Source organism: Streptomyces sp. NPDC018833, assembly GCF_044390825.1.
Taxonomy (GTDB): domain Bacteria; phylum Actinomycetota; class Actinomycetes; order Streptomycetales; family Streptomycetaceae; genus Streptomyces.
Map to the genome: position 1 here is coordinate 65443 of NZ_JBIRZM010000006.1, position 24630 is coordinate 90072.

General features: G+C 71.3%; 20 protein-coding genes. 6 read left to right on the top strand and 14 right to left on the bottom strand.

The annotated features are described in order from the left end of the window. Positions 1–26: 26 nt before the first annotated feature. Positions 27–1001: a D-2-hydroxyacid dehydrogenase family protein gene (locus ACH5AF_RS14480; protein WP_398901989.1), complete on the bottom strand. Its 975-nt coding sequence runs from the start codon at positions 999–1001 to the stop codon at positions 27–29. A 35-nt stretch (positions 1002–1036) separates the two neighbouring features. Here ACH5AF_RS14480 and ACH5AF_RS14485 point away from each other — a divergent pair, with 35 nt between their 5' ends. Beyond that, positions 1037–1762: a DUF2293 domain-containing protein gene (locus ACH5AF_RS14485; protein WP_398901990.1), complete on the top strand. Its 726-nt coding sequence runs from the start codon at positions 1037–1039 to the stop codon at positions 1760–1762. Here ACH5AF_RS14485 and ACH5AF_RS14490 read toward each other — a convergent pair. Then, positions 1729–1851, bottom strand: coding sequence for an LPXTG cell wall anchor domain-containing protein (locus ACH5AF_RS14490; protein ID WP_398901991.1), 123 nt, complete (start codon positions 1849–1851; stop codon positions 1729–1731). The genes ACH5AF_RS14485 and ACH5AF_RS14490 overlap by 34 nt on opposite strands. Positions 1852–2039: 188 nt before the next feature. Between ACH5AF_RS14490 and ACH5AF_RS14495 the strand changes: the two genes are divergently transcribed. Next, complete coding sequence (locus ACH5AF_RS14495; protein ID WP_398901992.1) at positions 2040–2579, top strand: DUF3574 domain-containing protein; 540 nt, start codon at positions 2040–2042, stop codon at positions 2577–2579. 35 nt (positions 2580–2614) lie between these two features. Here the strand turns inward: ACH5AF_RS14495 and ACH5AF_RS14500 are convergent, their stop codons facing one another. From ACH5AF_RS14500 to ACH5AF_RS14515, 4 genes are all read right to left on the bottom strand, one after another. Then, positions 2615–3898: an SWIM zinc finger family protein gene (locus tag ACH5AF_RS14500; protein WP_398901993.1), complete on the bottom strand. Its 1284-nt coding sequence runs from the start codon at positions 3896–3898 to the stop codon at positions 2615–2617. Beyond that, positions 3895–6795 (bottom strand): DEAD/DEAH box helicase, encoded by a 2901-nt coding sequence (locus tag ACH5AF_RS14505; protein WP_398901994.1) that lies wholly within the window; start codon positions 6793–6795, stop codon positions 3895–3897. Before ACH5AF_RS14505 ends, ACH5AF_RS14500 begins: the two co-directional genes overlap by 4 nt. Before the next feature lie 307 nt (positions 6796–7102). Next, positions 7103–8158 carry an SPFH domain-containing protein gene (locus ACH5AF_RS14510; protein WP_398901995.1) on the bottom strand — a complete coding sequence of 352 codons (1056 nt, stop codon included), beginning with the start codon at positions 8156–8158 and terminating at the stop codon, positions 7103–7105. A 72-nt stretch (positions 8159–8230) separates the two neighbouring features. Next, positions 8231–8737 (bottom strand): DoxX family protein, encoded by a 507-nt coding sequence (locus tag ACH5AF_RS14515; RefSeq protein WP_398901996.1) that lies wholly within the window; start codon positions 8735–8737, stop codon positions 8231–8233. Between the two features lie 165 nt (positions 8738–8902). On the opposite strand from ACH5AF_RS14515, the gene ACH5AF_RS14520 reads away from it, so the two are divergent. Then, on the top strand, positions 8903–9160 hold the full coding sequence (locus ACH5AF_RS14520; RefSeq protein WP_398901997.1) for a DUF6343 family protein: 258 nt from the start codon (positions 8903–8905) through the stop codon (positions 9158–9160). 71 nt (positions 9161–9231) lie between these two features. Here ACH5AF_RS14520 and ACH5AF_RS14525 read toward each other — a convergent pair whose 3' ends face one another. The 4 genes from ACH5AF_RS14525 to rpsA form a co-directional block, all read right to left on the bottom strand. Beyond that, complete coding sequence (locus ACH5AF_RS14525) at positions 9232–9600, bottom strand: tetratricopeptide repeat protein (RefSeq protein ID WP_215181204.1); 369 nt, start codon at positions 9598–9600, stop codon at positions 9232–9234. 123 nt (positions 9601–9723) lie between these two features. Next, positions 9724–10329 carry a dephospho-CoA kinase gene (gene coaE / locus ACH5AF_RS14530; protein ID WP_398901998.1) on the bottom strand — a complete coding sequence of 202 codons (606 nt, stop codon included), beginning with the start codon at positions 10327–10329 and terminating at the stop codon, positions 9724–9726. A 49-nt stretch (positions 10330–10378) separates the two neighbouring features. Then, on the bottom strand, positions 10379–11317 hold the full coding sequence (locus tag ACH5AF_RS14535; protein WP_398901999.1) for a PAC2 family protein: 939 nt from the start codon (positions 11315–11317) through the stop codon (positions 10379–10381). Between the two features lie 736 nt (positions 11318–12053). Then, entirely contained in the window at positions 12054–13556 is a 1503-nt protein-coding gene (rpsA, locus tag ACH5AF_RS14540; RefSeq protein ID WP_392714135.1) for a 30S ribosomal protein S1, read from the bottom strand. 354 nt (positions 13557–13910) lie between these two features. On the opposite strand from rpsA, the gene ACH5AF_RS14545 reads away from it, so the two are divergent. Together ACH5AF_RS14545 and ACH5AF_RS14550 are read left to right on the top strand one after the other, a co-directional pair. Next, positions 13911–14714, top strand: a complete 804-nt coding sequence (locus tag ACH5AF_RS14545; RefSeq protein ID WP_398902000.1) for a class I SAM-dependent methyltransferase — start codon at positions 13911–13913, stop codon at positions 14712–14714. Between the two features lie 319 nt (positions 14715–15033). Next, entirely contained in the window at positions 15034–17694 is a 2661-nt protein-coding gene (locus ACH5AF_RS14550) for an ATP-dependent RNA helicase (protein ID WP_398902001.1), read from the top strand. 127 nt (positions 17695–17821) lie between these two features. Here ACH5AF_RS14550 and ACH5AF_RS14555 read toward each other — a convergent pair whose 3' ends face one another. From ACH5AF_RS14555 to ACH5AF_RS14565, 3 genes are all read right to left on the bottom strand, one after another. Next, positions 17822–18823 (bottom strand): DUF3068 domain-containing protein, encoded by a 1002-nt coding sequence (locus ACH5AF_RS14555; RefSeq protein WP_398902002.1) that lies wholly within the window; start codon positions 18821–18823, stop codon positions 17822–17824. Positions 18824–18833: 10 nt separating this feature from the next. After that, the gene (locus tag ACH5AF_RS14560; protein ID WP_398902003.1) at positions 18834–18971 is read right to left on the bottom strand and encodes an SPW_0924 family protein; all 138 of its coding nucleotides are present in this window, start codon (positions 18969–18971) and stop codon (positions 18834–18836) included. 175 nt (positions 18972–19146) lie between these two features. Continuing rightward, positions 19147–20856 (bottom strand): lytic murein transglycosylase, encoded by a 1710-nt coding sequence (locus ACH5AF_RS14565; RefSeq protein WP_398902004.1) that lies wholly within the window; start codon positions 20854–20856, stop codon positions 19147–19149. 214 nt (positions 20857–21070) lie between these two features. Between ACH5AF_RS14565 and ACH5AF_RS14570 the strand changes: the two genes are divergently transcribed. After that, positions 21071–21874: a DUF4184 family protein gene (locus ACH5AF_RS14570; RefSeq protein WP_398902005.1), complete on the top strand. Its 804-nt coding sequence runs from the start codon at positions 21071–21073 to the stop codon at positions 21872–21874. A gap of 44 nt (positions 21875–21918) precedes the next feature. Here the strand turns inward: ACH5AF_RS14570 and polA are convergent, their stop codons facing one another. After that, positions 21919–24627: a DNA polymerase I gene (gene polA / locus ACH5AF_RS14575; RefSeq protein WP_398902006.1), complete on the bottom strand. Its 2709-nt coding sequence runs from the start codon at positions 24625–24627 to the stop codon at positions 21919–21921. Positions 24628–24630: the final 3 nt, after the last annotated feature.

Here is a 24630-nt window from a genome sequence, read left to right on the forward strand (position 1 = left end):
GCGCTGCCCCGATCAGCGGCGGTCGCTCAGGCCTTGGGCGGGGCGACGAGCGTGCGGAGGGGGCTGCCCGCGAGGTACGCGGCGATGTCCTCCACCGCCTCCCGGAAGTACCCCTCGTAATTGCGCCGCGTGACATATCCGAGGTGGGGCAGGCCCAGGAAGTTCGGTGCGGTGCGCAACGGGTCGTCGGCGGGCAGCGGCTCGTGGGCGAAGACATCGGAGCCCGCACCCGCGATCCACCCCTCCCGCAGGGCCTGCACCAACGCGGTCTGGTCGACGATGGCGGCCCGTGAGGTGTTGACGAGGTAGGCGGTGCGGCGCATCCGCTTGAGTTCGGCGGCCCCGACCAGTCCGCGCGTGCGGTCGGAGAGCTGCAGATGCACCGAGACGAAGTCGCCCGCTTCCAGGAGCTCTTCGAGCGACGCCGCCCGTACGACGCCGTGCTCGGCGGCCCGTTCGTCGGTCAGGTTTCGGCTCCATGCCATGACATCCATGCCGAAGGCATGACCGACCCGGGCGACCTGGGCGCCGATCTTGCCGAGGCCCATCAGGGCCAGCCGGCTGCTGCGCAGGTCCGTGCCGAGGGTGGACTGCCACGGTCCGCCGCCGCGCAACGCCGCGCTCTCCGTCGTCACATGACGTGCGAGCCCCAGAATGAGCGCCCAGGTCAGCTCGGCAGGCGGCTCGGAATTGCTGGCCGTTCCGCAGACGGTGACGCCGTGGCGTGCGGCCGCATCGAGGTCTATGGAGGCGTTGCGCATGCCCGAGGTGATGAGGAGCCTCAGCCGCGGCAGGCGGGCGAGCAGCGAGGCGGTGACGGGAGTCCGCTCGCGCATCACCACGAGGATCTCGCAGTCGCCGACCTCGGCGGCAACAGCCTCCTCGGAGGTGAAGTGCTGCTGAAGAGAGCGGACTTCGACGGTGTCGGCGAGCGAGGACCAGTCGGCAAGGGTGAGCGCGACGTCCTGGTAGTCGTCGAGCACGGCACAGTGCAGTGTCATGAGAGCGGAGCGTACCCGCTGGGTACGCTGCCGATATGGGTCTGGTGGTGATCCAGCCGCTCAAGGGCAGACACTGCGCGGAGTGCCGCCAAGGGCCGCTGGAGATGCACGTGCTGGAGTCCGGAGTCCCCGTCTGCCTGGACTGCGCCGACCTCGGGCACCTGGTGTACCTGCAGCGGGGAAGCGCTGCGCTCACGCGCCGGGCACGCGAGGGGAGTTCACTGTTCGCGGTTGTGGTCCGCCTCAACCGCCGCCACAGCCGTTACGAGCGCCAGGGGTTGCTGGTCGAGGAGGACGCACTCGCCCGCGCCGAGTCGGCCTGCCTGGCCGACGCGGAGGCGCGGGCCCGGCGCCGTGCCCGGGACGCCGTGCGCCGGGCGGCTGAGGACGTGCGGTTCACGGCGGCCCTGGCGGCGGAGATCGTGCGGCTGTTCCCCCGCTGTCCCGCCGGGCGGGCCGCCGGCATAGCGGCGCACGCGTCGGTGCGGGGCAGCGGCCGGGTGGGCAGGACCGCGGCCGGCCGGTCCCTGGAGGAAGGAGCGGTCACGGCCGCGGTACGGGCGTCGGTGCGGCATCTCGACACCGGCTACGACGCCCTGCTCACGGCGGGGGTCGCCCGCCACGAGGCACGGGCCCGGGTGGCCGCGGAGATCGATGCCGTTCTGGCGTCGTGGCAGACCTCCTCAGGAGAAGGACCGCCCGGTGCGGTGAACGGCCGTGCGGCTCGTCAGACCCGCCATGCGGGGCGGAAGCGGCGGTAGAGAACGAGGCCGCCGAGCACCATGGCAGCGCCCGTCGGTACGCCGAACGCCAGCGGGTCGGCACCGGTCTGGGCGAGCGACGCACTCATCTGGCGTCATCCCCGTGCCGTCGAGGGGGACTTGCGCTCAAGCGGGTGGTTTCCGAACGTCGTCGGCGTTCCGACGGTCGTGACCTGGGTGCGATTGCCACAGTGAAGGCCGTCCGCCGGCAGGCCGGTGCGGCGCCCACCCGTGCCGTGGCGTGCGGCGCCGTGGCGGCGCTTCCGGACCGAACCGAATGGAACCAACCGAACGAAGGGATCCTCCGTTGTCCTTCCCGCACCCATCACGCCCCCACAGCCGCTCCGTCAAGCACCGGACGCTGTTCGCCGCCGTGGGCGCCGCCATCGCCGTACTGGCGGTCGCGACGCCCACCGCCCAGGCCGGCCTCGACAGCGAGCGGACCGTGACCATCGCCTCGTCCGCCACCACCGAGCCGCAACGCGGCGAACGCTATGTCGAGACGCGGCTGTTCTTCGGGACGGAGCGTCCCGGCGGAGGCCCGGACGTGACGGACGCGCAGTTCATGTCCTTCATCGACCGCCATGTGTCGCCGCACTTCCCCGACGGGCTGACGATCCAGGAAGGTCGCGGCCAATGGCGCGACTCCAACGGAACGATCGAGCGGGAACGTTCGTACGAATTGATCCTGCTCTACCCGGCCACCGAGGCGCGTCAGCGCGATCCGCTGATCCAAGCGGTCCGCGAGGCGTATGTGAGGGCGTACGCGCAGGATTCGGTGGCGCGGCTCGACGAAGCGACCTTCGCCGACTTCTGAATCGGCGGGCGACCGCCGCCCTCCAGTGGCAGGGGTCATCCGCCCACCAGTGCGGTGAGAGCTCCGACGGGGTCCGTGTCGGGTGTGCCACGAGGCCACCAGTCCTCACGGCCCGGATCCGACTCGTAGCCGTACCAGAGGCCGTCGCGGCCGAGGCGGAGCTGGAAGGAGCGCGAGGAGAGCTGGTTGCGCCAGGGCCGGAAGTGCGGGAAGTCGGCCGCGGCGAGGGCCGGCCTCGCCCGGTCGAAGGGCCCGGCGGGCGGGTCCCAGGGCTCTTCCAGGACGCGCAGTGCGGCAAGTCCGCCCTGGCGCCAGGCGGCGACGGCCCGGGCCAGGTCGGTGGGTGTGCGGTCGGCCGCTGCGGCGAGGTCGCGGTAGAGCGCGCGGGTGGAGGCGGTCAGGCCTGAGCCGGGGTGGGCTGCGGCCAGGCGGACCGCGTCCTGCCAGGGAGTGAGCCGGGCGACGAGGTCCTTGCCGGTGGTGAGGAGCGTGTGGGCGCGTGCTGCCGCCTCACCGGCGAGGAGGTCGAGGGCGAGCGGGTCTGGTGCGCCGGGCGCGTGCGGATAGGCGGGCGGACGGCCCGGCCGCGCGGGCAGCGGGAATGGCGGGGGCAGCGTGGGCAGTTCCCTCACCGCGACGGCCTCGCGGGCGTGCACGGTCGCCACGGGTGCCTCGGCCGCTGCCGCGGCACGCTCGGCGGCGGATCGGGTCGCGTTGCGCCGGGACAGGGCGGATAGGATGCCCCGTTCGCCCCGACCCCGCATGAGGAACAGCACGAACGGGTCTTCATCGAGCAGCCTGGCCGTCTGGTAGCACAGCGCGGCCGCGTGCTTGCAGGGGTAACCGTCGTCGGGGCAGGAGCAGTCCGGGATCAGGTCACCAGGCGTCGGCAGCAGGTCGGCGGCGTCCGCCAGAGCATGCGGGACGTCCTTGTCGAGCAGCGCGGCGATGTGGTCGGGGCGGGCCGATGCGGCGGCGAGGAATTCGTCCCAGTCGTCTTCGCCGAGGGTGCGCAGGCGGATCTCGGTGCGGTAGGGGCGGGGTCTGCTGCCGTGGACGTACGCGGTGACCCGGCCGGGTGTGACGGTGATCGACGCGACACTGCCCCGGCCGGCGTAGACGCGGCCGCGCTCGAGGCGGGCCCGGTCGAGGGCGGCGGCCTCCAGCGCCTCCACCCAGGCGTTTCCCCACCAGGTCGAGGCGATCTCCTCGCCCTCGCAGGGGTCGAGGGCAGGGAAGGTGCGGCGCAGGTCGTCGTGACGGGGGTCGGTGCGCGCAGTCGGCCTGTTGCCGTGACGCGGCCGCATGGACGGGCTCATGACGGCCTCCTGAGCGAGACGAGATCGGCGAGCTCGCGGTCGGTCAGCTCGGTGAGCGCGGCTTCGCCGGAACCGAGCACCGCGTCGGCCAACGCCCGCTTGGCGGCGAGCATCTCGGCGATCCGGTCCTCGACCGTGCCCTCGGCGATGAGCCGGTGGACCTGCACGGGCTGTGTCTGGCCGATGCGGTAGGCCCGGTCGGTGGCCTGTTCCTCGACCGCCGGGTTCCACCAGCGGTCGAAGTGGACGACATGGCCGGCCCTCGTGAGGTTGAGCCCCGTGCCCGCGGCCTTCAGGGAGAGGACGAACACCGGGACCTCGCCCGACTGGAAGCGGTCGACCATGCGCTCCCGCTCCGCCACCGGGGTGCCGCCGTGCAGCATCTGGCTCGGGATCGCCCTGGACGCGAGGTGGTCCGAGAGCAGCCGGGCCATGGCCACGTACTGGGTGAACACCAGGACGGAGCCGTCCTCGGACAGGATGGTCTCGAGCAGTTCGTCGAGGAGCGCCAGCTTGCCGGAGCGACCCGACAGCCTGGCCGGGCCGGCGCCCCGTCCGTACCCCGAGCCGCGGCCCGACAGCCCGGCAGGGCCCGCAGCCCGCCCGTATCCCGAGCCGTGTTCCTTGAGGAACTGAGCGGGGTGGTTGCAGATCTGCTTCAGCGCGGTGAGCAGCTTCATCACCAGGCCGCGGCGTGCGATGCCCTCCGCGCCCTCGATCGCCGCCATGGTCTCGCGCACGACCGCCTCGTACAGCGCCGCCTGTTCGCGGGTGAGCGGGACCGGATGGTCGGTCTCGGTCTTCGGCGGCAGCTCCGGCACGATGCCCGGGTCGGACTTGCGGCGGCGCAGCAGGAACGGCCGCACCAGGCGGGCGAGGCGCTCGGCAGCCTCGTCGTCCTCGCCGCTCTCCACGATGCGGGCGTGCCGGGCGCGGAACGCCTTCATCGGCCCGAGCAGGCCGGGCGTCGTCCAGTCCAGCAGCGCCCACAGCTCGGAGAGGTTGTTCTCCACGGGGGTGCCGGTGAGGGCCACGCGCGCGGGTGCGGGGATCGTCCGCAAGGCTTTGGCGGTGGCGGAGAAGGGGTTCTTCACGTGCTGGGCCTCGTCGGCGACGACCATGCCCCAGCGGTGGCCCGCCAGCAGCTCCGCGCTGGTGCGCATCGTGCCGTACGTGGTCAGGACGAAGCCGCCGTCGGAAGCCGGCAGTGTGCGGTCGGCTCCGTGGAAGCGGCGCACGGGGACGCCGGGCGCAAAGCGCGCGATCTCCCGCTGCCAGTTGCCGAGGAGGGAGGCCGGGCAGACGACCAGGGTGGGCTCGCGGCGCGCCCTTCGCAGGTGCAGGGCGATGACGGTGACCGTCTTGCCGAGACCCATGTCGTCGGCGAGGCAGCCGCCGAGGCCGAGCGAGGTCATCAGGTCCAGCCAGGCCAGACCGCGCAACTGGTAGTCGCGCAGGGTGGCGACGAGTCCCTCGGGCGGGCTCACGGGCTCCGACGCCGCGGTGAGCCGGTCGCGCAGTGCGGCGAGAGCCCCCGTCGGCACCGCTTCGACCGTCTCCCCGTCCACCTCTACCGTGCCGGTCAGCGCCACGGCCAGCGCGTCCACAGGCTCCAGCAGGCCCAACTCGCGCTTGCGCGCCTTGCGTACGAGGTCGGGGTCGACCACCACCCACCGGTCGCGCAGCCGCACGACAGGCCGGTGGGACTCGGCGAGCGCGTCCATCTCGCCCTCGGTCAGCGGGTCGCCGTCCAATGCCAGCTGCCAGTTGAACCTGAGCAGTTCCTCGCTGTCGAAGAAGGGTGTGCCGTCGGTGGCCGAGCCCGGCGCGGGCCGCACGACGGCGGCCGCGGTGAGCGACCGCGCGAGCTCCTTCGGCCAGTGCACCGCCACGCCCGCCGTGTCCAGTCGGGCGGCCCCGGGCCCCAACAGCTCGTACAGCTCTGCCTCGGTCAGCGGCAGGACGTCCGGCACGTCCATCTCCAGCAACCGGGTGAGCGGTGACCAGACGCGTGCCGCGCGGCGCAGTGCCAGCAACGCGTCGATCCGCGCCCGCGGCCCGAACTGCTCGTCACCGGCTCCGGCCCACAGCGGGGCCGCGTCCATGACCAGTGTCGGGTCGGCGAGGCTGTGCACCTGCACGAGAGCGGCTCCGGCGCTGCGCTGCGCCCCGTCCTCCTCGGCCTGGTCGAAGAGCTCGAACGCGGAGAGGTCCAGACGCAGGGAGACCCGTACACCCGCGTCCATCCCTGCGGCGGCCTCGGCGGCCCACTCGCGCGCTCCGGGCAGATGCTGCGCAGCGGAAGCCGCGAACGGCGCGCCCGCGGCGTGTGCGGCCGCCGGTGTGCGCGGCAGGGTGTCGGCGACCGCGTCGAAGAACTGCCGCACGAGGGCATCGGGCTCGGGCAGGGACAGCGGCCGGAGGCCCGGAACTGGAGCGGCGTACGCCTCGTACGGCATGGCGGCCGCGATGGCGCGCAGCTGGGCGATGTCGTCCGCGTCGAGCGGACCGGCCCGCCAGGCGTCGTGATCGGTCGCGGTCAGGCCCGGCATCAGACGGCCCCGTGCGACAAGGTGCAGAGCATGCAGCACGGCGGCGCCCCAGCAGGCGGCCGCAGGGTGGGCGAAGGGGTCGTGGCGGGCCTGCATGAGCAGCGGGGCCGCATCGGCAACGGACAGGATCCGGGCGGGAACGGTACGGCTCCGCACGCCCGCGCCGTGCGCCCCGACGACGGTGAGTTCGCCGTCTGCACCCGTCACCTCGTCCCCGTCCGGGCCCCAGAAAGCGATCCGCCCCTGACGGGGCAGGGCTCCGGGCAGGAAGACGGCCGCACACTGCCGCAGCGGACGCGCCTGGTCAGCACGCGTCTCGGTGGAGAACGCAAGATCCGGGGCCATGAGGTCACCTCCTCCCGCAGGTCGCCGGCGACGTACGAGTCACTGGATCCACGACCTTACGGGCGGGGTCTGACAATCGCCCCCGGCACCCTGTTGACCTGCACGTTCGCCTACGACGCCGGGAGGCCCGGACGCGAGCCTTGCCGGACCGGTCCCGCGTCTGCGGTCGATGGCCCGGCCGCCGTTCGCCAGGCGCGGCGGAGCGCGGACTCGGGCAGCCGGTGCACACCACCGGCTCAGGACGACGATGTCTGCCCAGTACTCTGGCGAGCCCCAGGACCCTGGCGATCGGACCAGTGGCGCACGCTCACGCGGCAGGAGTGGATGTCGTGGACGGTGCGGCTGGGTGGCCGGACGGCCCGTCGGCCGACGGAGCGCCCCGCTGCTCCTGAACCTCCCCCTCCGGAGTGATCGGTGCCTGGCCCGCATCGGGGACTTCCGGCGCAAGCGGTGCCTGGCCGGCATCGGGGGCCCCGGGCGCGATCGGCGCCTGGCCGGCATCAGGGGCCCCGGGCGCGATCGGTGCCGGCTCGTGTGCGGTCCCGCCGCCCGCCACCTGCTGCTGCGGGGCGGGCTGGCCCACGGCACCGGGCTGGGCACCGGGCTGCTGAGCACGCTCCAGGAAGCGCAGCAGCTCGACGGGGAAGGGCAGGACCAGTGTGGAGTTCTTCTCGGCGGCGACGGCGACCACGGTCTGGAGCAGTCGCAGCTGCAGGGCGGCGGGCTGCTTCGACATCTCCCCGGCGGCCTCCGCCAGCTTCTTCGATGCCTGCAGTTCGGCGTCGGCGTTGATGACTCGCGCCCGGCGCTCGCGGTCCGCCTCGGCCTGCCGCGCCATCGAGCGCTTCATGGCCTCGGGCAGCGAGACGTCCTTGATCTCCACGCGGTCGATCTGGACCCCCCAGCCGACGGCGGGGCTGTCGATCATCAACTCAAGGCCTTGGTTGAGCTTCTCGCGGTTGGAGAGCAGGTCGTCCAGGTCGCTCTTGCCGATGATCGAACGCAGCGACGTCTGTGCCATCTGCGACACCGCGAAGCGGTAGTCCTCGACCTCGACAATGGCGTTTGCGGCGTCGACGACCCGGAAGTACACGACCGCGTCGACGCGCACCGTCACGTTGTCACGGGTGATGCCTTCCTGGGCCGGCACCGGCATGGTGACGATCTGCATGTTCACCTTGTGCATCCGGTCGACGATCGGAATGATCATGGTGAATCCGGGCGCACGGACCTCACGGCGCAGGCGGCCGAGTCGGAGGACAACGCCCCGCTCGTACTGCCTGACCACGCGGGCGGCCGCCATCGCATAGGCGATGCCTCCCGTCAGGGCGGCGACGCCGGCCACCACCAGCTCCTCGACCATGGGGGCACCCCCTGTTGTCGGGCCGCAGATTGCACTACCACGGTATGACCGTTATGCCCCAAGGACGAGCCCTCATCCACGAGTGCTGGTCGTCGGCCCGCGCAGCACCATGGCGACGAGAGACGCGGTCCGGCCGCGGCGGACGCGTGCCACGATCGCCAGGAGGACGAAGAAGATCACGGGGGTGATCGCGTACTCGCCGTCGAAGACGGTGATCTGGGTGACGAACGCGCCGATCATCAGCCCCATCAGGGCGATTGCGGAGGCACCGGCGAGGATCGGGATCACGAGAGCGACGGCACCGGCGAGTTCCAGATCACCGACCAGGTACATGTACCAGTCGCCGTACCCGATCCTGTCGAAGCCTTCGGTGGCGGAGGAGTGGGCGACGAGCTTCGGGGCCGCGCTCGCGAGGGCGAAGAACAGAGCGAGGACGATCTGGAGTAGGCGTACCGCGATGTCCGTCCGGCGTCCGGTTGTCGGGGGGAGGGCAGTGGTCGTCGTGGCGGTGGTCGTCGCGGACATCGTGTTCTCCTCGGTGAGCGGTGCATCTCCGTCACCGGTTCTGACCGTGGCCACGCCCCGGACTCATCGCTCGTCGGGCCGTCCTCTCCGCTCTTGCGGACCGTAGGGATCCGTCGTTCCCGGCGGTCCGCCTATTTCTGCCGCTCTACCCAGAGCCAGGGACACGTAGGTCTTCGCCGCGCGGGTACACAGGGGGAGAAAGATGGAGATGTGACGGCTATGCGTACCGGAAACGAACCGATCACCGCCCGCAGTCCCCTGCGGCTGCGGCTTTGGCTCGGTGTCTGGGGTCTGATCTGGACCACGGCGGGCACGGCTGCGTTCGCGTGGGTCGGACGCCCGGGCTGGGCAGCCGCCTTCGGCGCGTTGTTCCTGGTCGTCGCCGTGGACGTGGTCATGGTCATCCGGCACATGCGCCAGGGACCGCACTATCAGCCCGGCCGGGACGTCCCTCCCTACGAGCCGGATCACGGCTGACGCGCTGGGCCCGAACCGTCAGCGGTGCCCGCCGCGTATCGGGGACGAGACCAGCCTCGGGTCAGGCGACCTCAGGACTCGCCGTCGAAGCGGGCTGCCCGCAGGTACTCCGGATTGGGATCCAGCGCTGCCGCCAGACGGAAGTGCCGCTTCGCCTGCTCGGGCCGACCGGAGCGCTCGAAGGTGCGGGCCAGCGCGAAGTGGGCGAAGGCGTTGTCCGGCTCCCGCTCCAGGACCAGCTCGAATTCGAGCTCGGCAGGGCGCAGTTGCGCCGCGGCGAAAAAGGCCCGCGCACGCAGCAGCCGCGCGGCGGTGTTCTCCGGGTGGGCGGCGATCACTGAGTCGAGCAGCTTCACGGCGCCACGCGGATCACGCGCGGCGAGCAACTGCTCGGCCGCGCGGTAGTCGATGACGTGCGTCTCCGGGTTGCTGTTGGGCACGCTGCGATCCTTCCCCTCACGTCGCTGTTTCAACACCGCCTGCCGCAGCGGTATTCCGGCCAAACGGACCCGCGACGGACCGTTCCCGCCAGGCGCGTACACACCGACGGGCCGGAGGCGTGGCTACCGCCCGGCGGAGGCCCTGCGGGTCAGTTCGTCCCACACCTTGCGGACCTGCGGTTCCAGCTCCGCGAGCGGCCCGTCGTTGTCGATGACGAGGTCGGCGATCTCCAGCCGCTGCTCACGTGTGGCCTGCGCCGCCATCCGCGCCCGGGCGTCGGCCTCGCTCATGCCCCGCAGCCGTACCAGCCGGTCGAGCTGTGTCTCGGGCGTGGCGTCCACGACGACCACCAGGTCGTACAGCGACGCCAGGCCGTTCTCGGTGAGCAGCGGTACGTCGTGGATCACCACGGCATCCGGACCCGCGGCCGCCTCAAGCTCACGTGAGCGCGCGCCCACCAGCGGGTGCACGATCGCATTGAGCGTGGCGAGCCGGTCGGGGTCGTTGAAGACGATCGCCCCGAGCCTTGGCCGGTCCAGCGTGCCCTCGGACGTCAGGATGTCCGGTCCGAAGGCGTCGACGACAGCTGCGAGTCCCTCGGTGCCGGGCTCGACCACCTCACGCGCGATCCGGTCGGCGTCGATGAGCACCGCGCCGTACGAAGCGAGAAGCCGGGACACTTCGCTCTTCCCGGCGCCGATTCCACCGGTGAGGCCCACTTTCAGCATGCGCGCAGCCTACGTGAGCGCCGTGTGTCCCTGCCCTGCCCCCGGCCGGCTACGCGTCGCCTTCCCGCTCCGCGAGGAAGCGCTCGAAGTCGCGGCCGATCTCGTCCGCGGATGGCAGGTCGACGGGCTCGGCGACCAGGCTGCCCCTGGTCTCGGCGCCGGCCATCGCGTCGTACTGGTGCTCAAGACCCTGAACGAGTGCCACGAGTTCCTCATCGCCTTCGCGGATCTGCCGCTCGATCTCCGTCTGTGTGCGGTGGGCCTCCGTGCGCAGCGTGTGCGCGACTCCTGGAAGGACCAGCCCCGTGGCGGCGGTGATCGCCTCCAGAGCGGTGAGCGCCGCGTCCGGGTAGACGGAGCGTGCGACGTAGTGCGGAACGTGGGCCGCGACACCGAGCACATCATGGCCCGCCTCCATCAGGCGGTACTCGACGAGCGACTCGGCACTGCCGGGCACCTGGGCCTCGTCGAAGGGGCTGCGGTGGCCGGGCATGAGGTCGGTGCGGTTGCCGTGGGGGGTGAGGCCGACCGGGCGGGTGTGCGGCACGCCCATGGGGATGCCGTGGAAATTGACCGCCAGGCGTACGCCGAGCCGTTCGACGATCTGGCCCACGGCTGCCGCGAAGCGCTCCCACTCGACATCCGGCTCCGGGCCGGACAGCAGCAGGAACGGGGTGCCCGTGGCGTCCTGGACGAGCCGTACCTCCAGCGACGGGGTCTCATAGGCGCTCCAGCGGTCGCGGCGGAACGTCAGCAGCGGGCGGCGGGCACGGTAGTCCACCAGCCGGTCGTGGTCGAAACGCGCCACCACCTGGTGGGGAAGCGAGTCCAGCAGGCTGTCGACGATCTGCTCGCCGGTCTCACCCGCGTCGATGTAGCCGTCGAAGTGATACAGCATGACCAGGCCCGCCGACTCCTGCGCGAGCGCCATGTCGACGACCGCCAGGCCCTTCGGCTCCCATTCGTACAAACCCTGCGGATCAAGCACGATTACCGCTCCTCCTCGTGTCCGTCGGGAAGAACGCCTGATGACGCGCGGTCATTCCCGTTCCGCCGGTGAACGAGCTGCGGCCGGCCGTCAGTTCGCAGGCCGGTACGGGTTCGCCCGCTTCTGGTACAGACAGACCCTGACATCCGTTGGGGCCGTCTCTAGCGCCTGCGGGCATGCCTGTTCATACATGCATCCATTGTCCATCTATGAGAACACCCGGGACCTCGAACCCTACGGGACGGCACCCCCATACGCGCCCGAAAACTGCTCTCCGTCCTGGTGGCCTCCGCCTCCGCCACCAGGGCCTGCCCCTGCTCGCCGAGCCTGCCGGGGCGGCCACGGTCATCGATGTGGACACGACGTCCGAACTCAATTGCCGCCCCGAGGCCCGCTCACCTCGGCGACACGATCCAGCCGGCGGACGGCACCTACACGGGTGACTTCAAGACCACTGTGGACGGCTCCGCCGGCGCCCGGACCACCCTGACCGGCTCGTCCAGTGCCACAGAAGGCCGGCGGCGGCTACGGACTGCACCTCAACGGCGCCTCCTACTGGACGATCAGGGGCATCACCGTCACCGGCGGCAGGGGACCGACGGACATCGCCGTCACCCCTGATACCGCACCGCCCGGTCGGCCCCGGAGGGCCGCGACGGTCCGGAAACGCGGTGAGGCCCGCTCCCCAAAGGGAGCGGGCCTCACGTCAGCTGTTCACCAGCCCGGGGTCAGAGCCTCAGCTCTGGCCGCCGGCCAGCTTCTCGCGCAGGGCGGCCAGCGCCTCGTCCGACGCCAGGGCGCCGGAGTTGTCGTCCGACTCCGAGGAGTACGAGCCGCCGGAGGCACCCGCCGGGGCGCCAGCCGGAGCGGCGGCGCCACCCTCGGCAGCAGCGGCCTCGTCGGCCTCGCGGGACTTGATGACCTGAGCCTGGTGCTGCTCGAAGCGCTGCTGCGCCTCGGCGTACTGGGTCTCCCACGCCTCGCGCTGGGCCTCGTAGCCCGGCAGCCAGTCGTTGGTCTCCGGGTCGAAGCCCTCGGGGTAGATGTAGTTGCCCTGGTCGTCGTAGGACGCGGCCATGCCGTACAGGGTCGGGTCGAACTCGACCGAGGCCGGGTCGGCACCGAAGGACTCGTTGGCCTGCTTCAGCGAGAGGCTGATGCGACGGCGCTCGAGGTCGATGTCGATGACCTTGACGAAGATCTCGTCGTTGACCTGGACGACCTGCTCCGGGATCTCCACGTGGCGCTCGGCCAGCTCGGAGATGTGGACCAGACCCTCGATGCCCTCGTCGACGCGGACGAACGCACCGAAGGGAACGAGCTTGGTGACCTTACCCGGGACGACCTGACCGATCTGGTGGGTCCGGGCGAACTGCTGCCACGGGTCCTCCTGCGTCGCCTTCAGCGACAGGGAGACACGCTCGCGGTCCATGTCCACGTCGAGAACCTCGACGGTGACCTCCTGGCCGACCTCGACAACCTCGGACGGGTGGTCGATGTGCTTCCAGGACAGCTCGGAGACGTGGACGAGACCGTCGACGCCACCCAGGTCCACGAAGGCACCGAAGTTGACGATCGAGGAAACGACGCCGGAGCGGACCTGACCCTTCTGCAGGGTGGTGAGGAACGTCTGGCGGACCTCGGACTGGGTCTGCTCGAGCCAGGCGCGGCGGGACAGGACCACGTTGTTGCGGTTCTTGTCCAGCTCGATGATCTTGGCCTCGAGCTCCTTGCCCACGTAGGGCTGGAGGTCGCGGACACGGCGCATCTCGACGAGGGAGGCCGGCAGGAAGCCACGGAGGCCGATGTCGAGGATGAGACCACCCTTGACGACCTCGATGACGGTACCGGTGACGATGCCGTCCTCTTCCTTGATCTTCTCGATGGTGCCCCAGGCACGCTCGTACTGGGCGCGCTTCTTCGAGAGGATCAGGCGGCCTTCCTTGTCCTCCTTCTGAAGGACAAGGGCCTCGATCTCGTCGCCGACCTTGACGACCTCGTTCGGGTCGACGTCGTGCTTGATCGAGAGCTCGCGGCTCGGGATGACACCTTCGGTCTTGTAACCGATGTCGAGCAGGACCTCGTCCCGGTCGACCTTCACGATGACGCCGTCGACGATGTCGCCGTCGTTGAAGTACTTGATCGTCTCGTCGATCGCGGCGAGGAAGGCTTCCTCGTTACCGATGTCGTTGACCGCAACCTGCGGGGTGGTGGCGGTGGTCTCGGTGCTGCTCGTCATGTGGGAAAGGGCTCCGGTACGGACATTGAAGTCGTAGGTACTGCTACGCCGAGAGCCCGTATCGCAGCTGCAGAAGACCGGACAGCTTAGGAAGCGCCGATCCAGGATTCTGGGGGGCGCCTCGTGAACCGAGGGGACATACATACAGATGCGAGCGCGGCCTGCTCCGTCTGAGGCGCGCAGGCCCGCAGCGCAACTTGTAGCATACGGGGGCAGCCGGACACGGTCAATGCGCGAAGCCGCACACCCGGGGCAGAAGACCGCATTCCCGGCACAACTAATGTTTGCCGAGGCCACAATGGCCTCGTTGTCGCCCACCAATGGCGCGATACGCAAACTACAACGACGGTGACGATGAGCCAAGAATTCGAACCGGAAGCGACCCGCCGTGACGCCGGGGACGCGGAGAGCACCCGGGCAAACCGTGGCTGGTGGGACCGGAACGCCGACGAGTACCAGCAGGACCACGGCGCGTTTCTCGGCGACGACCGCTTCATCTGGGGCCCGGAGGGGCTCGACGAGGCCGAGGCCGGACTGCTCGGCCCGGCCGGCTCCCTCAAGGGCCTGAATGTCCTGGAGATCGGTGCCGGGGCGGCGCAGTGCTCGCGCTGGCTGGCGGCACAGGGCGCGCGGCCCGTGGCCCTCGACCTCTCCCACCGCCAGCTGCAGCACGCGCTGCGCATCGGCGGGGACGTGCCGCTCGTAGAGGCGGACGCGGCGACGCTCCCCTTTCGGGACGGCTCTTTCGACCTGGCCTGTTCCGCCTATGGCGCGGTGCCGTTCGTGGGGGATCCGGTACGGGTGTTCCGCGAGGTCAGGCGGGTGCTGCGATCGGGCGGGCGGTGGGTCTTCTCGGTCACGCACCCGATCCGGTGGGCCTTCCCGGACGAGCCCGGGCCGGAGGGGCTGTCCGTGGCGTCCTCGTACTTCGATCGCACGCCGTATGTCGAGCAGGACGAGCAGGGGCGCGCCGTCTACGTCGAGCACCACCGCACCCTGGGCGACCGGGTGCGGGACGTGGTGGCGGGCGGCTTCCGGCTGGTGGACCTGGTCGAGCCGGAGTGGCCGGCGTGGAACGGCCAGGAGTGGGGCGGCTGGTCGCCGCTGCGGGGGCATCTGATTCCGGGAACGGCGATCTTCGTCTGCGAACGGGACTGAAGGACGGACGGGACCGAGCGTCGCCGGCGTGCGGCGCGGCCGGCGGACCGAACGGCCGCCGAGGTCCAGCGGGCCTGCAACCGTCGCCGAGGTCCAGTGGGACCGACGGGACTGAGCGGTCACCGGCGTCCCCACGACCGACGGGTCCGAGCGTCGCCGAGGTCCGGCGGGTACCGCGGCCGGCTGTCACGGATCAGGGCGTGAACCGGCTCCTGCGGTCAGGGCCCGACACCACCAGTAAGTCATATGACCTCATGAGTGCTGGTCCTCTGTGGACAACCCTGAACGACGCATCGGCGGTCCGTACGAAACTGATGACGTGATCCGAACCGACGCAATCGACCGCCTTCCCGTCCGCCACTCAGTGCCCGAGCTGCTGGCCGCGCTCGACGAGCGCGGCACGGCCGTCCTGCACGCCCCGCCCGGCACCGGCAAGACGACGCTGGTGCCGCTGGCGCTCGCCGGGCTCATAGGGGACGGCCCGCGGCGGCGGGTGCTGGTCGCCGAGCCACGCAGGATGGCCGTGCGGGCCGCCGCGCGCCGGATGGCCTGGCTGCTGGGCCAGGACGTGGGCGACGGTGTCGGGTTCTCCGTGCGCGGTGAGAGGAGGTCCGGCCCCCGCACACGCGTCGAGGTGGTCACGACGGGCGTGCTGCTCCAGAGGTTGCAGCGCGACCCCGAGCTGCCCGGCGTGGACGTGGTCCTGCTCGACGAGTGCCACGAACGGCATCTCGATGCCGACACCGCCCTCGCCTTCCTGGTGGACGTGCGGGCGACGCTGCGTCCGGAGCTGCGGCTGATCGCGGCATCGGCTACCAGCGACGCCGAAGCGTGGTCCGATCTGCTGACCCGGCTCGACGGCTCGGGCCCCGCACCCGTCGTCCGCAGCGAGGGCCAGGGGTACGGAGCGGAGGTCCACTTCGCGCCGCCGCCCGCCGGCATCCGCCCGGCGCACGGCACCTGGGTCGATCCGCAGCTCCTGCGGCATGTGGCGGCGACCGTGCGCCTGGCACTCGACCGTCACGAAGGGGACGTCCTCTGCTTCCTGCCGGGCACGGGCGAGATCGCGCGCACTGCAGGGATGCTCGACGGGGTGGCCGCCGAAGTGTTGCAGTTGCATGGGCGGGCGCCGGCGGCAGTGCAGGAGGCGGTGCTGCGTGGAGGTGACCGGCGTCGGGTCGTGCTGGCGACATCCGTCGCCGAGTCCAGCCTGACGGTGCCTGGGGTGCGGGTCGTCGTCGACTCGGGCCTGGCCCGGGAGCCACGAGTCGACCATGCCCGGGGGCTGGGCTCACTGGCGACGGTGCCCGTGTCCGCGGCGGGCGCGACGCAGCGGCTGGGCCGGGCGGGCCGGGAGGCGTTCGGCACGGTGTACCGCTGCTGGTCGGAAGCGGACGACGTCCGGCGGCCGCGCCACCCCTCCCCGGAGATCAGGATCGCCGACCTTGCCTCCTTCGCGCTGCGGACGGCCTGCTGGGGAGATCCGGACGCGGGGGGCCTGGCCCTCCTGGACGCACCTTCCACAGGCGCGATGGCTGCCGCACGTTCCGTGCTGAGTGCCATCGGCGCCGTCGACGACAGCGGCCGGGCAACCGACCGCGGGATACGGATGGCGCGGCTCGGCGTGCACCCGAGGCTGGCCCGCGCTCTGCTCGACGGTGCACCGGAGGTGGGTGCCCGGCGCGCGGCGGAGATCGTGGCGCTGCTGAGCGAGGAATCGCCGCGCGAGTACGGCGACGACCTGGCGGGGGCATGGCGCACGGCACGGCGCGGCGGCGACGCATACGGCGCGCGGTGGCGGGCGGAGGCGGGCCGTCTGCTGTCGTCGTTGTCCGCTGCGGACCGGACGGAGGCCGGGGACGCCAGGCAGGCCGGGCAGGCCGGGCAGGCCGGGCAGGCGACGAGCGGCGCCGGCAGCAAGGCGGGCACGGCGGCGTCCGGGCGGGGGTTCGCCGGCCTCGACACGGCCGGAGGCGGTCCCCGGACCGCCGCCATGGGACAGGACGCCGCCGCAGGGCTCGTGGCGGCCCTCGCCTTCCCCGAGCGGGTGGCGCGGGGGCGCGGGGAGCAGTCGTTCCTGATGGTGTCCGGCACCGGGGCCGAGGTCGGTGAGGGCTCCCGCCTGCGGCAGGCTCCATGGCTCGCCGTCGCGGTGGCCGACCGGCCCGCTCATGCGGCCTCCGCACGGGTGCGACTGGCGGCCGTCGTCGACGAGGAGGCGGCGCGCGCCGCCGCGTCGCATCTGCTGTCCGAGCAGGAGGAGGTGCACTGGGAGGACGGGGACGTGGTCGCCCGGTGGGTGGAGCGTCTCGGCGCGGTGGAGCTGTCGGTGCGACCGCTGGGGAGTGCCGAGCCGGGTCTGGTGCGGCAGGCGCTACTGGACGGGCTGAGCCGGGAAGGTCTCGGGCTGCTGCACTGGACACGTGAGGCGCACGGGCTGCGGGAGCGGCTCGCTTTCCTGCACCGGGTGCTGGGGGCGCCGTGGCCGGACGTGTCGGATGCCGCGCTGCTGGAGCGGGCCGGGGACTGGCTGGAGCCCGAGCTGTCCCGGGCGGCGCGGCGGGCCGATCTCGGCCGTATCCGGGCCGGCGAGGCACTGCAGCGTCTCCTGCCATGGGCGACGGGGGACGCGGCGCGGCTGGCGGAGTTGGCACCGGAGCGGATCGAGGTGCCGAGCGGATCACGGATACGGGTGGAGTACGGCGGGGAGCAGCCGGTGCTGTCGGTGAAACTCCAGGAGATGTTCGGCCTGCGGGAGACGCCGACGATCGCGGGAGTGCCCGTGGTGGTGCATCTGCTCTCCCCGGCAGGGCGGCCTGCCGCGGTCACGGCGGATCTGGCCTCGTTCTGGCGGGAGGGCTACCGCTCCGTGCGGGCTGAGCTGCGCGGGCGCTATCCCAAGCACCCCTGGCCGCAGGACCCGGCGACAGCCGAGCCCACCCGCCACACGAAGGCCAGAGCCGCGCGGTCCTCGCCCTAGGGGCGGAAGGCGGATCCGGGGCGAGACCGAACGGGGGCGGGGGACCGGTCTTGGCGATGGTCGGCCGAGCCGGTCAGAGGGTACAGGCGGGGGCGACCCTGACGCGGTCGCGCTGAGGCGGAAGCGGTCAGGAGGTCCGGGCAGGTTCGGGGCCGGGTGCCATGTGCGCCGGGGCGGGGCCCTGCGGTCGGCGGCCCCGTGCTTCGAGGATGAGCGCAAGTGTCAGCAGGCCGCCGCCCAGGGTCAGAAATCCCCACGGAAGGAAGGAGGTCATCAGGAGCACGAGCCGTCGCTGGGAGCTCACGAGACCGACCGTGTAGTCGATGTAGTCCTCGCGCATCTTCACATGACCGGCGAACGCCGTGACCTTGTCCCGGCCGCCGAGAAGGGTTCCGCCGCGCAGTTCTTCCCTGTGGATCTCCTCACCGTTGACGGGGGCGCCCGTCACCGGCTCCACCCAGAACATGCGCTTGGTGGTGTACCAGCGGGTGGTCCCCGTCTGCTTCTCCAGGGTGGTGGCGTCCACGCCGGGGACGGGCATCTTCTTCGGGTAGGGCACCTTGGTCCACGGGACGGTCTGCTCGAAGTAGTAGACCTGAAGGCCGCGGAAGGTACGAGTGCCCTTGTAGTGGATGGGGGCGGAGGTGCGGGTCTGGGCGTCGAAGTAGGCGTAGTCCCGCTTCTCGGTGAGGAAGGGCCACTTGAACTCGATGCCTTCACGCCGCACGGCGTCGCCGTCGACCGACTCGCCGGTGGCATGGACGGGTTCCTGACTGTGGGCGTCGAAGATGTAGCGCTCGGGGATCTGGGAGACCATCTTGCCGTCGGGGCCCTGGACGTAGGAGAGCGTGTCCCAGACGACCACGTCACGGCCGGCGCTGCGCTCGATGCGATCGGACTCCTCGACGTTGCCCCTCAAGGTCTGGACGATGGTGACCTTGCCGACCTCCCGGGCCGTGAGGGTGCCGTAGTCGAGGAGCGTCGCGGGCTTCGCCTCGAGCACCATCTCCTGGTACTGCCCGGCGGGGATCTTGGCAAGCCGGGGGAAGGCGTACCAGCGCAGCAGGGGGGCGAGGGCGGCGAAGAAGACGGCGAGGGCGAGGAGTACGAGGCCGGCGCTGCGGTGCATAGCCGTCTCCCTACTTCTTGGGACCGGGGACGGTGGTCAGCAGCGGCTTCGGCGAGGTCTCGCCGACAGGTGCGCCGATCGCCGTCGCGGTGAGGACCAGGGCGAACGCGGCGGCCAGTCCGATGACGGCGGCGGCGAGGGCACGCATGCTGGCCTCCCGGGACTCACATCTGATGCAGCGTCAGGTAGAGGGCACCGTAGCAATGCGACGGTGAGATGAGAACAGCCGGTGCGAGCCGAACGGGAGGAACGTACGCGACCGCCCCTCGGCCCGGGGGGCGGAGGGGCGGTGCGGTGGAGTGCGGTGAGGTCCGTCCGTGCGGTCAGCCGGTGGACGACGGGGACGGGTCGGGCGAAGGCTCGGCCGGGACGACGACCTGCAGGTCGATGTCCAGGCTCCCCCCGCCGGGGGTGGTCAGACGCAGGCGGAAGGTGCCCTGATTGTCGTCCGCGTAGATCTTCGGGAGCGTCACCAGGCCGTTGGCGTCGGTCTTGAGGCCGGTGAGGGTGCGGATGGGGTTGCCGTCGGCGTCCTTCCCGAAGTAGGGGCCCTTGCTGTTCACGGCCGCGCTCTCGTCGGATGTGATCATGGTGGCGGTCATCTCGACACCGGGGGCCGCTGCACCGCGGCAGGTCGCCTTGACCTGGATGGCGTCGGCGAACTCGCCACCGGGCTCGGCCGTCTGGGCGTCGCTGCCGATCCGCACGATCGTGTCCGCGACCCGCTGGGTCACGGTGGCGATGAAGTCGACGGGGGCGAGGGTGCGCCCTTCGACGGTGGCGCGCACGGTGAAGGTGCCCGTCCTCTCGCCCGCGCGGAGGGCGGGGGCCGTGGCCGTGCCGTCCGCTCCGGTGAGGAGGAGCACGCTGGTCGCGCCGTCCGGGAAGCGGGTGTCGGTGTCGCCGATGACGGTGAACCGCACGGCCTGCCGCGGCACGGCTTCGCCCCGGGAGTTCTCCACCCGGGCCTTGGCGCGGACGGTGAAGTCCTGCCCGGCCGTCGCGGTCATCCGCCCGGTACCCGCATCCTCGATCCGCGAGACGGGCACCGGGGTGGGCGCCGGCGTTGCGCCGGGGCCCTCACCGGGCTGGGAAGGTGCGGGGCTTGGAGGCGTCCCCGGCTGGGACGGGCTCGGCTTCGGCTTCGGCTTGGGCTTGGGCTTGGGCTTGGGCTTCGGCTTGGGATCCGGAGTCGGCTGGGGACCGGCGCTGTCGGGGGCATCGTCCACGGGCAGCACACCGGTGCCGTCGGGGACCTCGTGGGTGCCGCGCTTGTAGTACTCGAACCACGACATCACCGTGCGCAGGTACTCCCGCGAGTGGTTGTAGCCGAGGATCGCCTTGTCCAGGTCGTCCTGGACCGTCAGGTCCCGGCCGCCCGCGCACAGGTAGCGGCCGGCGGCGAGCGCGGCGTCGTAGATGTTGTTGGGGTCCTTGCGGCCGTCGCCGTTGCCGTCCTGCCCCCAGGTGGCCCAGGTGGAGGGGATGAACTGCATAGGGCCGACGGCCCGGTCGTGGACGGTGTCGCCGTCGTAGGCACCGTTGTCGGTGTCGGAGATGTTCGCGAAGCCGACGCCGTTGAGCACCGGACCCAGGATCGGGGTCAGCGTCGTACCGTTCGCGTTCACCCGGCCACCGCGCGCCTGACCGGACTCCACCTTGCCGATGGCCGCGAGCAGCTGCCACGGCAGACGGCACGCCGCATCCGTCTCGGCGAGGCTCTGCTCGGCCCGCTTGTAGGCCGCGAGGACGGTCGCGGGTATGCCCGCCTCTCCTGGACCGGTCACCGGCACATCGCCCGAAGTGCCAGGGTCATCCGGGGTGTTGAGCGGAGGAAGGTCGGTGTAGTACGGGGAGTTGCCGGTGACGGGCGTGCCGGGCGGAGGGGTGACGTCGGTGGCCCCCTGGCTTCCCCCCGACGTGGCGGGCGCGATGCCCGGCGCCTGGGAGGCGGAGAGTGCGGCCACAGCGGCCGCGGCAACGGCGGTCGTCGTAGCTCCCCTGCGCAGTCGGCGGCCGAATTGCGCTGCCATACGTCTGGTCCCCTCCCCGTCGGCGGCTCCTCGCGCTCCCCCGCGCGAAGTCTCTCGTGACCCTAGTGCACCTGCGGGCCTCGCAGAACCGGTCCCTGACCGGTATTCACCGGTTCGCCACCTGACGGCACTAACGCATTCCCGACCTGCTGCGCACAGAGCGGTCACGCATACTGGGCAGCATTGATCAGCGTCGTCACAGGGGACTGACACCATGCCGTTCACCTTGAGCCACGCCGCGGCGGTGCTGCCGGGCATCCGGACGAACGGGACGGCACGCGGGCCGTTGTTCGCGTCGGGGCTCGTCCTGGGCTCGTTCGCGCCGGACATGACGTACTTCGCGGCGAGTTTCGTGCCGGGTGCGATGGAATTGGGTGAGGTGACACACGGCCCCGCGGGTGTGCTCACGGTGGACGTCGCCATCACCGTGGTGCTGCTCGCGCTGTGGTTGCTGGTGCGGGACCCGCTGGTCGCACTGCTTCCGGACGGATGGCAGGCCAGGGTGCACGCGGTACTGCGGGGCCGCGCGTGGCATGAGCGCCCGCCGCTGACCGCCGCGTTCTGGTTCTACGCCTCGGCGGTGATCGGGGCGACGACGCATGTGGTGTGGGACGCGTTCACCCACTTCGACCGGTGGGGTGTGCGGATGATGCCCGTGCTGAGCGAGGCGGTCGCGGGACTGCCGCTCTACACGTATACGCAGTACGGGAGTTCGGCGCTCGCGTTTGTCGCGCTGACGTGGTTCTGGGTGTCGGCCCTGCGCCGCGCGGAGCCGGAAGCTCCGTCCGGTGCCGGTCTGCCGGCGCTCGGCCGGCGTGAGCGCCTCGCGGCCGGTGCGGTGTTGGCGGTGTGCGTGGCCGCGGGCGTCGTACACCGCTGTGTGCGCTGGTACCTGTACTGGGGCCGCGTCGACACCCCGCTCGACCTGATCCCGACGGCGTGCTTCGGCGCGGGGGCGGGGCTGGTCACAGGCCTGCTGCTGTGTGGGGCGGCGGTACGCGTCCGCACCCGCGTGTGACGCCCCGGAGCACAGGGCCCCGGGGCGTCACACGCGGGGCGAGCTCAGTGGGCCGCTGACTCCCAGTCCGGGCCCACGCCCACCGAGACGTCCAGCGGCGCCCGCAGGGACACTGCCGAGGACATCTCCCGGCGGACCAGCGTCTCGACCTGCTCGCGCTCGCCCGGAGACACCTCCAGCACGATTTCGTCGTGGACCTGGAGCAGCAGACGGGAGGAGAGCTTCGCCTCCGTCAGTGCGCGGTCCACATTGAGCATGGCCACCTTGACGATGTCCGCCGCGGTGCCCTGGATCGGCGCGTTCAGAGCCATCCGCTCGGCCGCCTCCCGGCGCTGCCTGTTGTCGCTGTTCAGGTCGGGCAGATAGCGGCGGCGCCCCAGCATCGTCGCCGTGTAGCCCGTCGCCCGCGCCTCGTCCACGACGCGGCGCAGATAGTCGCGGACATCGCCGAAGCGCTCGAAGTAGGTGTCCATCAGGACACGCGCCTCGGCCGGCTCGATGTTCAGCTGCTGGGAGAGGCCGAACGCCGAGAGTCCGTAGGCGAGCCCGTACGACATGGCCTTGATCTTCCGGCGCATCTCGGCGTCCACGGCGGACCGCTCCACGGCGAACACCTGGGAGGCGACCGTGGTGTGCAGGTCCTCGCCGGAGGTGAACGCCTCGATGAGGCCCTCGTCCTCCGACAGGTGCGCCATCACGCGCAGCTCGATCTGGCTGTAGTCGGCGGTCATCAGGGACTCGAAGCCCTCGCCGACCACGAACCCGCGGCGGATCGCGCGGCCCTCGTCCGTCCGCACCGGCACGTTCTGCAGGTTCGGGTCGGTCGAGGACAGGCGACCCGTCGCGGCGACGGTCTGGCTGAAGGTGGTGTGGATGCGGCCGTCGGCCGCGATGGTCTTGATCAGGCCCTCGACCGTCGACCTCAGCCGGGCCTGCTCGCGGTGGCGCAGCATGATGACCGGCAGTTCATGGTCGGTCTGGGCCGCGAGCCAGGCCAGCGCGTCCGCGTCCGTGGTGTAGCCGGTCTTGGTCTTCTTCGTCTTGGGCAGATTCAGCTCGCCGAAGAACACCTCCTGCAGCTGCTTGGGCGAGCCGAGGTTGAACTCGTGGCCGACGGCCGCGTGCGCTTCTTTCACCGCCTGCTGCACGGCGACCGCGAACTGCTGCTCCATGGCCTCCAGATGGGCTCGGTCGGCGGCGATGCCGTGCCGCTCCATCCGTGCGAGGAGCAGGGAGGTGGGCAGCTCCACGTCGTGGAGCAGGTCGGTCGCGCCGACCTCCGTCAACTTCCCGGTGAATGCCTCACCCAGATCGAGGACCGCCCGGGCCTGTGACATGAGCGCGTCGGCCTCGGCCTGCTCGTCGGCTCCGAAGGCCAGCTGACCGTCGGCCGCGGCCGGCGCGAGCTCGCGGTGCAGGTACTCGACCGAGAGGGCGTCCAGCGCGAATGACCGCCGTCCGGGCTTCACGAGATACGCGGCCAGCGCGGTGTCCATCGTGACGCCGGCGATCTCCCAGCCGTGCTCGGGAAAGACCCGCAGGGCCTCCTTCGCGTTGTGCATGATCTTGGGGTGGGACGGGTCGGCGAGCCAGGCGGCGAACGCCTTCTCGTCGGACTCGTCGAGCTGCGTCGTGTCGAACCAGGCCGCCTTGCCCCCAGCGGCGGCCAGCGCGACTTCGCTGACATTGCCGACGCCGAGCGCCCAGCTGTGGACGGTGGCCACGCCGAGCGGCTGCTTGCCGTGCTGCTCCAGCCAGTACGCCAGCTCGCCGGAGCCCAGCACGCTGCCGTCGAGCTCGACGCCGGCGGCGGGCGCCGGAGCCTCCTCCGCCTCGGCGCCCGGGTCGACCGACAGGAGCCGCTCGCGCAGGCTCGGGTTACGGATCTCCAGGACCTCCAGAAAGCCCTTGAGCGCGGTGCGGTCGTAGGGAGCGCGCTCGAGGTCGGTGACCGACTTGGGCAGCTCCACGTCGCGCACCAGCTCGGTGAGGTGGCGGTTGAGCTTGACCGACTCCAGGTGGTCGCGCAGCGCCTGACCGACCTTGCCCTTGACCTCGTCGGCGCGCTCGACCAGCTCGGAGAACGAGCCGAACTGGTTGATCCACTTCGTGGCGGTCTTCTCGCCGACGCCGGGGATGCCCGGCAGGTTGTCCGACGGATCGCCGCGCAGGGCGGCGAAGTCCGGGTACTGCTGGGGGGTGAGGCCGTACTTCTCCTCGACCTTGGCCGGGGTGAACCGGGTCAGCTCGGAGACGCCCTTGGTCGGGTACAGCACGGTCGTGTGCTCGCTGACCAGTTGGAACGAGTCCCGGTCACCGGTGACGATCAGCACCTCGAACCCGGCGGCCTCGGCCTGCGTGGCCAGGGTGGCGATGACGTCGTCGGCCTCGAAGCCCTCGACGGCGAACCGCACCGCGTTCATCGTGTCCAGCAGCTCGCCGATCAGCTCGACCTGCCCCTTGAACTCGTCCGGGGTCGTCGAGCGGTTCGCCTTGTACTCGGGGAAGTCCGCCGAGCGCCAGGTCTTGCGGGACACGTCGAACGCCACGGCGAAATGCGTGGGCGCCTCGTCGCGCAGCGTGTTCGCCAGCATCGACGCGAAGCCGTAGATCGCATTCGTCGTCTGACCGCTCGCGGTCGTGAAATTCTCCGCGGGCAGCGCGAAGAACGCCCGGTACGCCAGGGAGTGCCCGTCCATGAGGAGCAGGCGCGGTCGGTTGTCTGCCGTCTTCTTCGATGCCGTCTCAGCCACGGA

What these genes read in the sequence shown, in the direction of transcription:
- ACH5AF_RS14480 (WP_398901989.1), bottom strand. Translation starts at nt 1,001, where the DNA reads ATGACACTGCACTGTGCCGTGCTCGACGACTACCAGGACGTCGCGCTC.
- ACH5AF_RS14485 (WP_398901990.1), top strand. Translation starts at nt 1,037, where the DNA reads ATGGGTCTGGTGGTGATCCAGCCGCTCAAGGGCAGACACTGCGCGGAG.
- ACH5AF_RS14490 (WP_398901991.1), bottom strand. Translation starts at nt 1,851, where the DNA reads ATGAGTGCGTCGCTCGCCCAGACCGGTGCCGACCCGCTGGCGTTCGGC.
- ACH5AF_RS14495 (WP_398901992.1), top strand. Translation starts at nt 2,040, where the DNA reads ATGGAACCAACCGAACGAAGGGATCCTCCGTTGTCCTTCCCGCACCCA.
- ACH5AF_RS14500 (WP_398901993.1), bottom strand. Translation starts at nt 3,898, where the DNA reads ATGAGCCCGTCCATGCGGCCGCGTCACGGCAACAGGCCGACTGCGCGC.
- ACH5AF_RS14505 (WP_398901994.1), bottom strand. Translation starts at nt 6,795, where the DNA reads ATGGCCCCGGATCTTGCGTTCTCCACCGAGACGCGTGCTGACCAGGCG.
- ACH5AF_RS14510 (WP_398901995.1), bottom strand. Translation starts at nt 8,158, where the DNA reads ATGGTCGAGGAGCTGGTGGTGGCCGGCGTCGCCGCCCTGACGGGAGGC.
- ACH5AF_RS14520 (WP_398901997.1), top strand. Translation starts at nt 8,903, where the DNA reads ATGCGTACCGGAAACGAACCGATCACCGCCCGCAGTCCCCTGCGGCTG.
- coaE (WP_398901998.1), bottom strand. Translation starts at nt 10,329, where the DNA reads ATGCTGAAAGTGGGCCTCACCGGTGGAATCGGCGCCGGGAAGAGCGAA.
- rpsA (WP_392714135.1), bottom strand. Translation starts at nt 13,556, where the DNA reads ATGACGAGCAGCACCGAGACCACCGCCACCACCCCGCAGGTTGCGGTC.
- ACH5AF_RS14545 (WP_398902000.1), top strand. Translation starts at nt 13,911, where the DNA reads ATGAGCCAAGAATTCGAACCGGAAGCGACCCGCCGTGACGCCGGGGAC.
- ACH5AF_RS14555 (WP_398902002.1), bottom strand. Translation starts at nt 18,823, where the DNA reads ATGCACCGCAGCGCCGGCCTCGTACTCCTCGCCCTCGCCGTCTTCTTC.
- ACH5AF_RS14560 (WP_398902003.1), bottom strand. Translation starts at nt 18,971, where the DNA reads ATGCGTGCCCTCGCCGCCGCCGTCATCGGACTGGCCGCCGCGTTCGCC.
- ACH5AF_RS14565 (WP_398902004.1), bottom strand. Translation starts at nt 20,856, where the DNA reads ATGGCAGCGCAATTCGGCCGCCGACTGCGCAGGGGAGCTACGACGACC.
- ACH5AF_RS14570 (WP_398902005.1), top strand. Translation starts at nt 21,071, where the DNA reads ATGCCGTTCACCTTGAGCCACGCCGCGGCGGTGCTGCCGGGCATCCGG.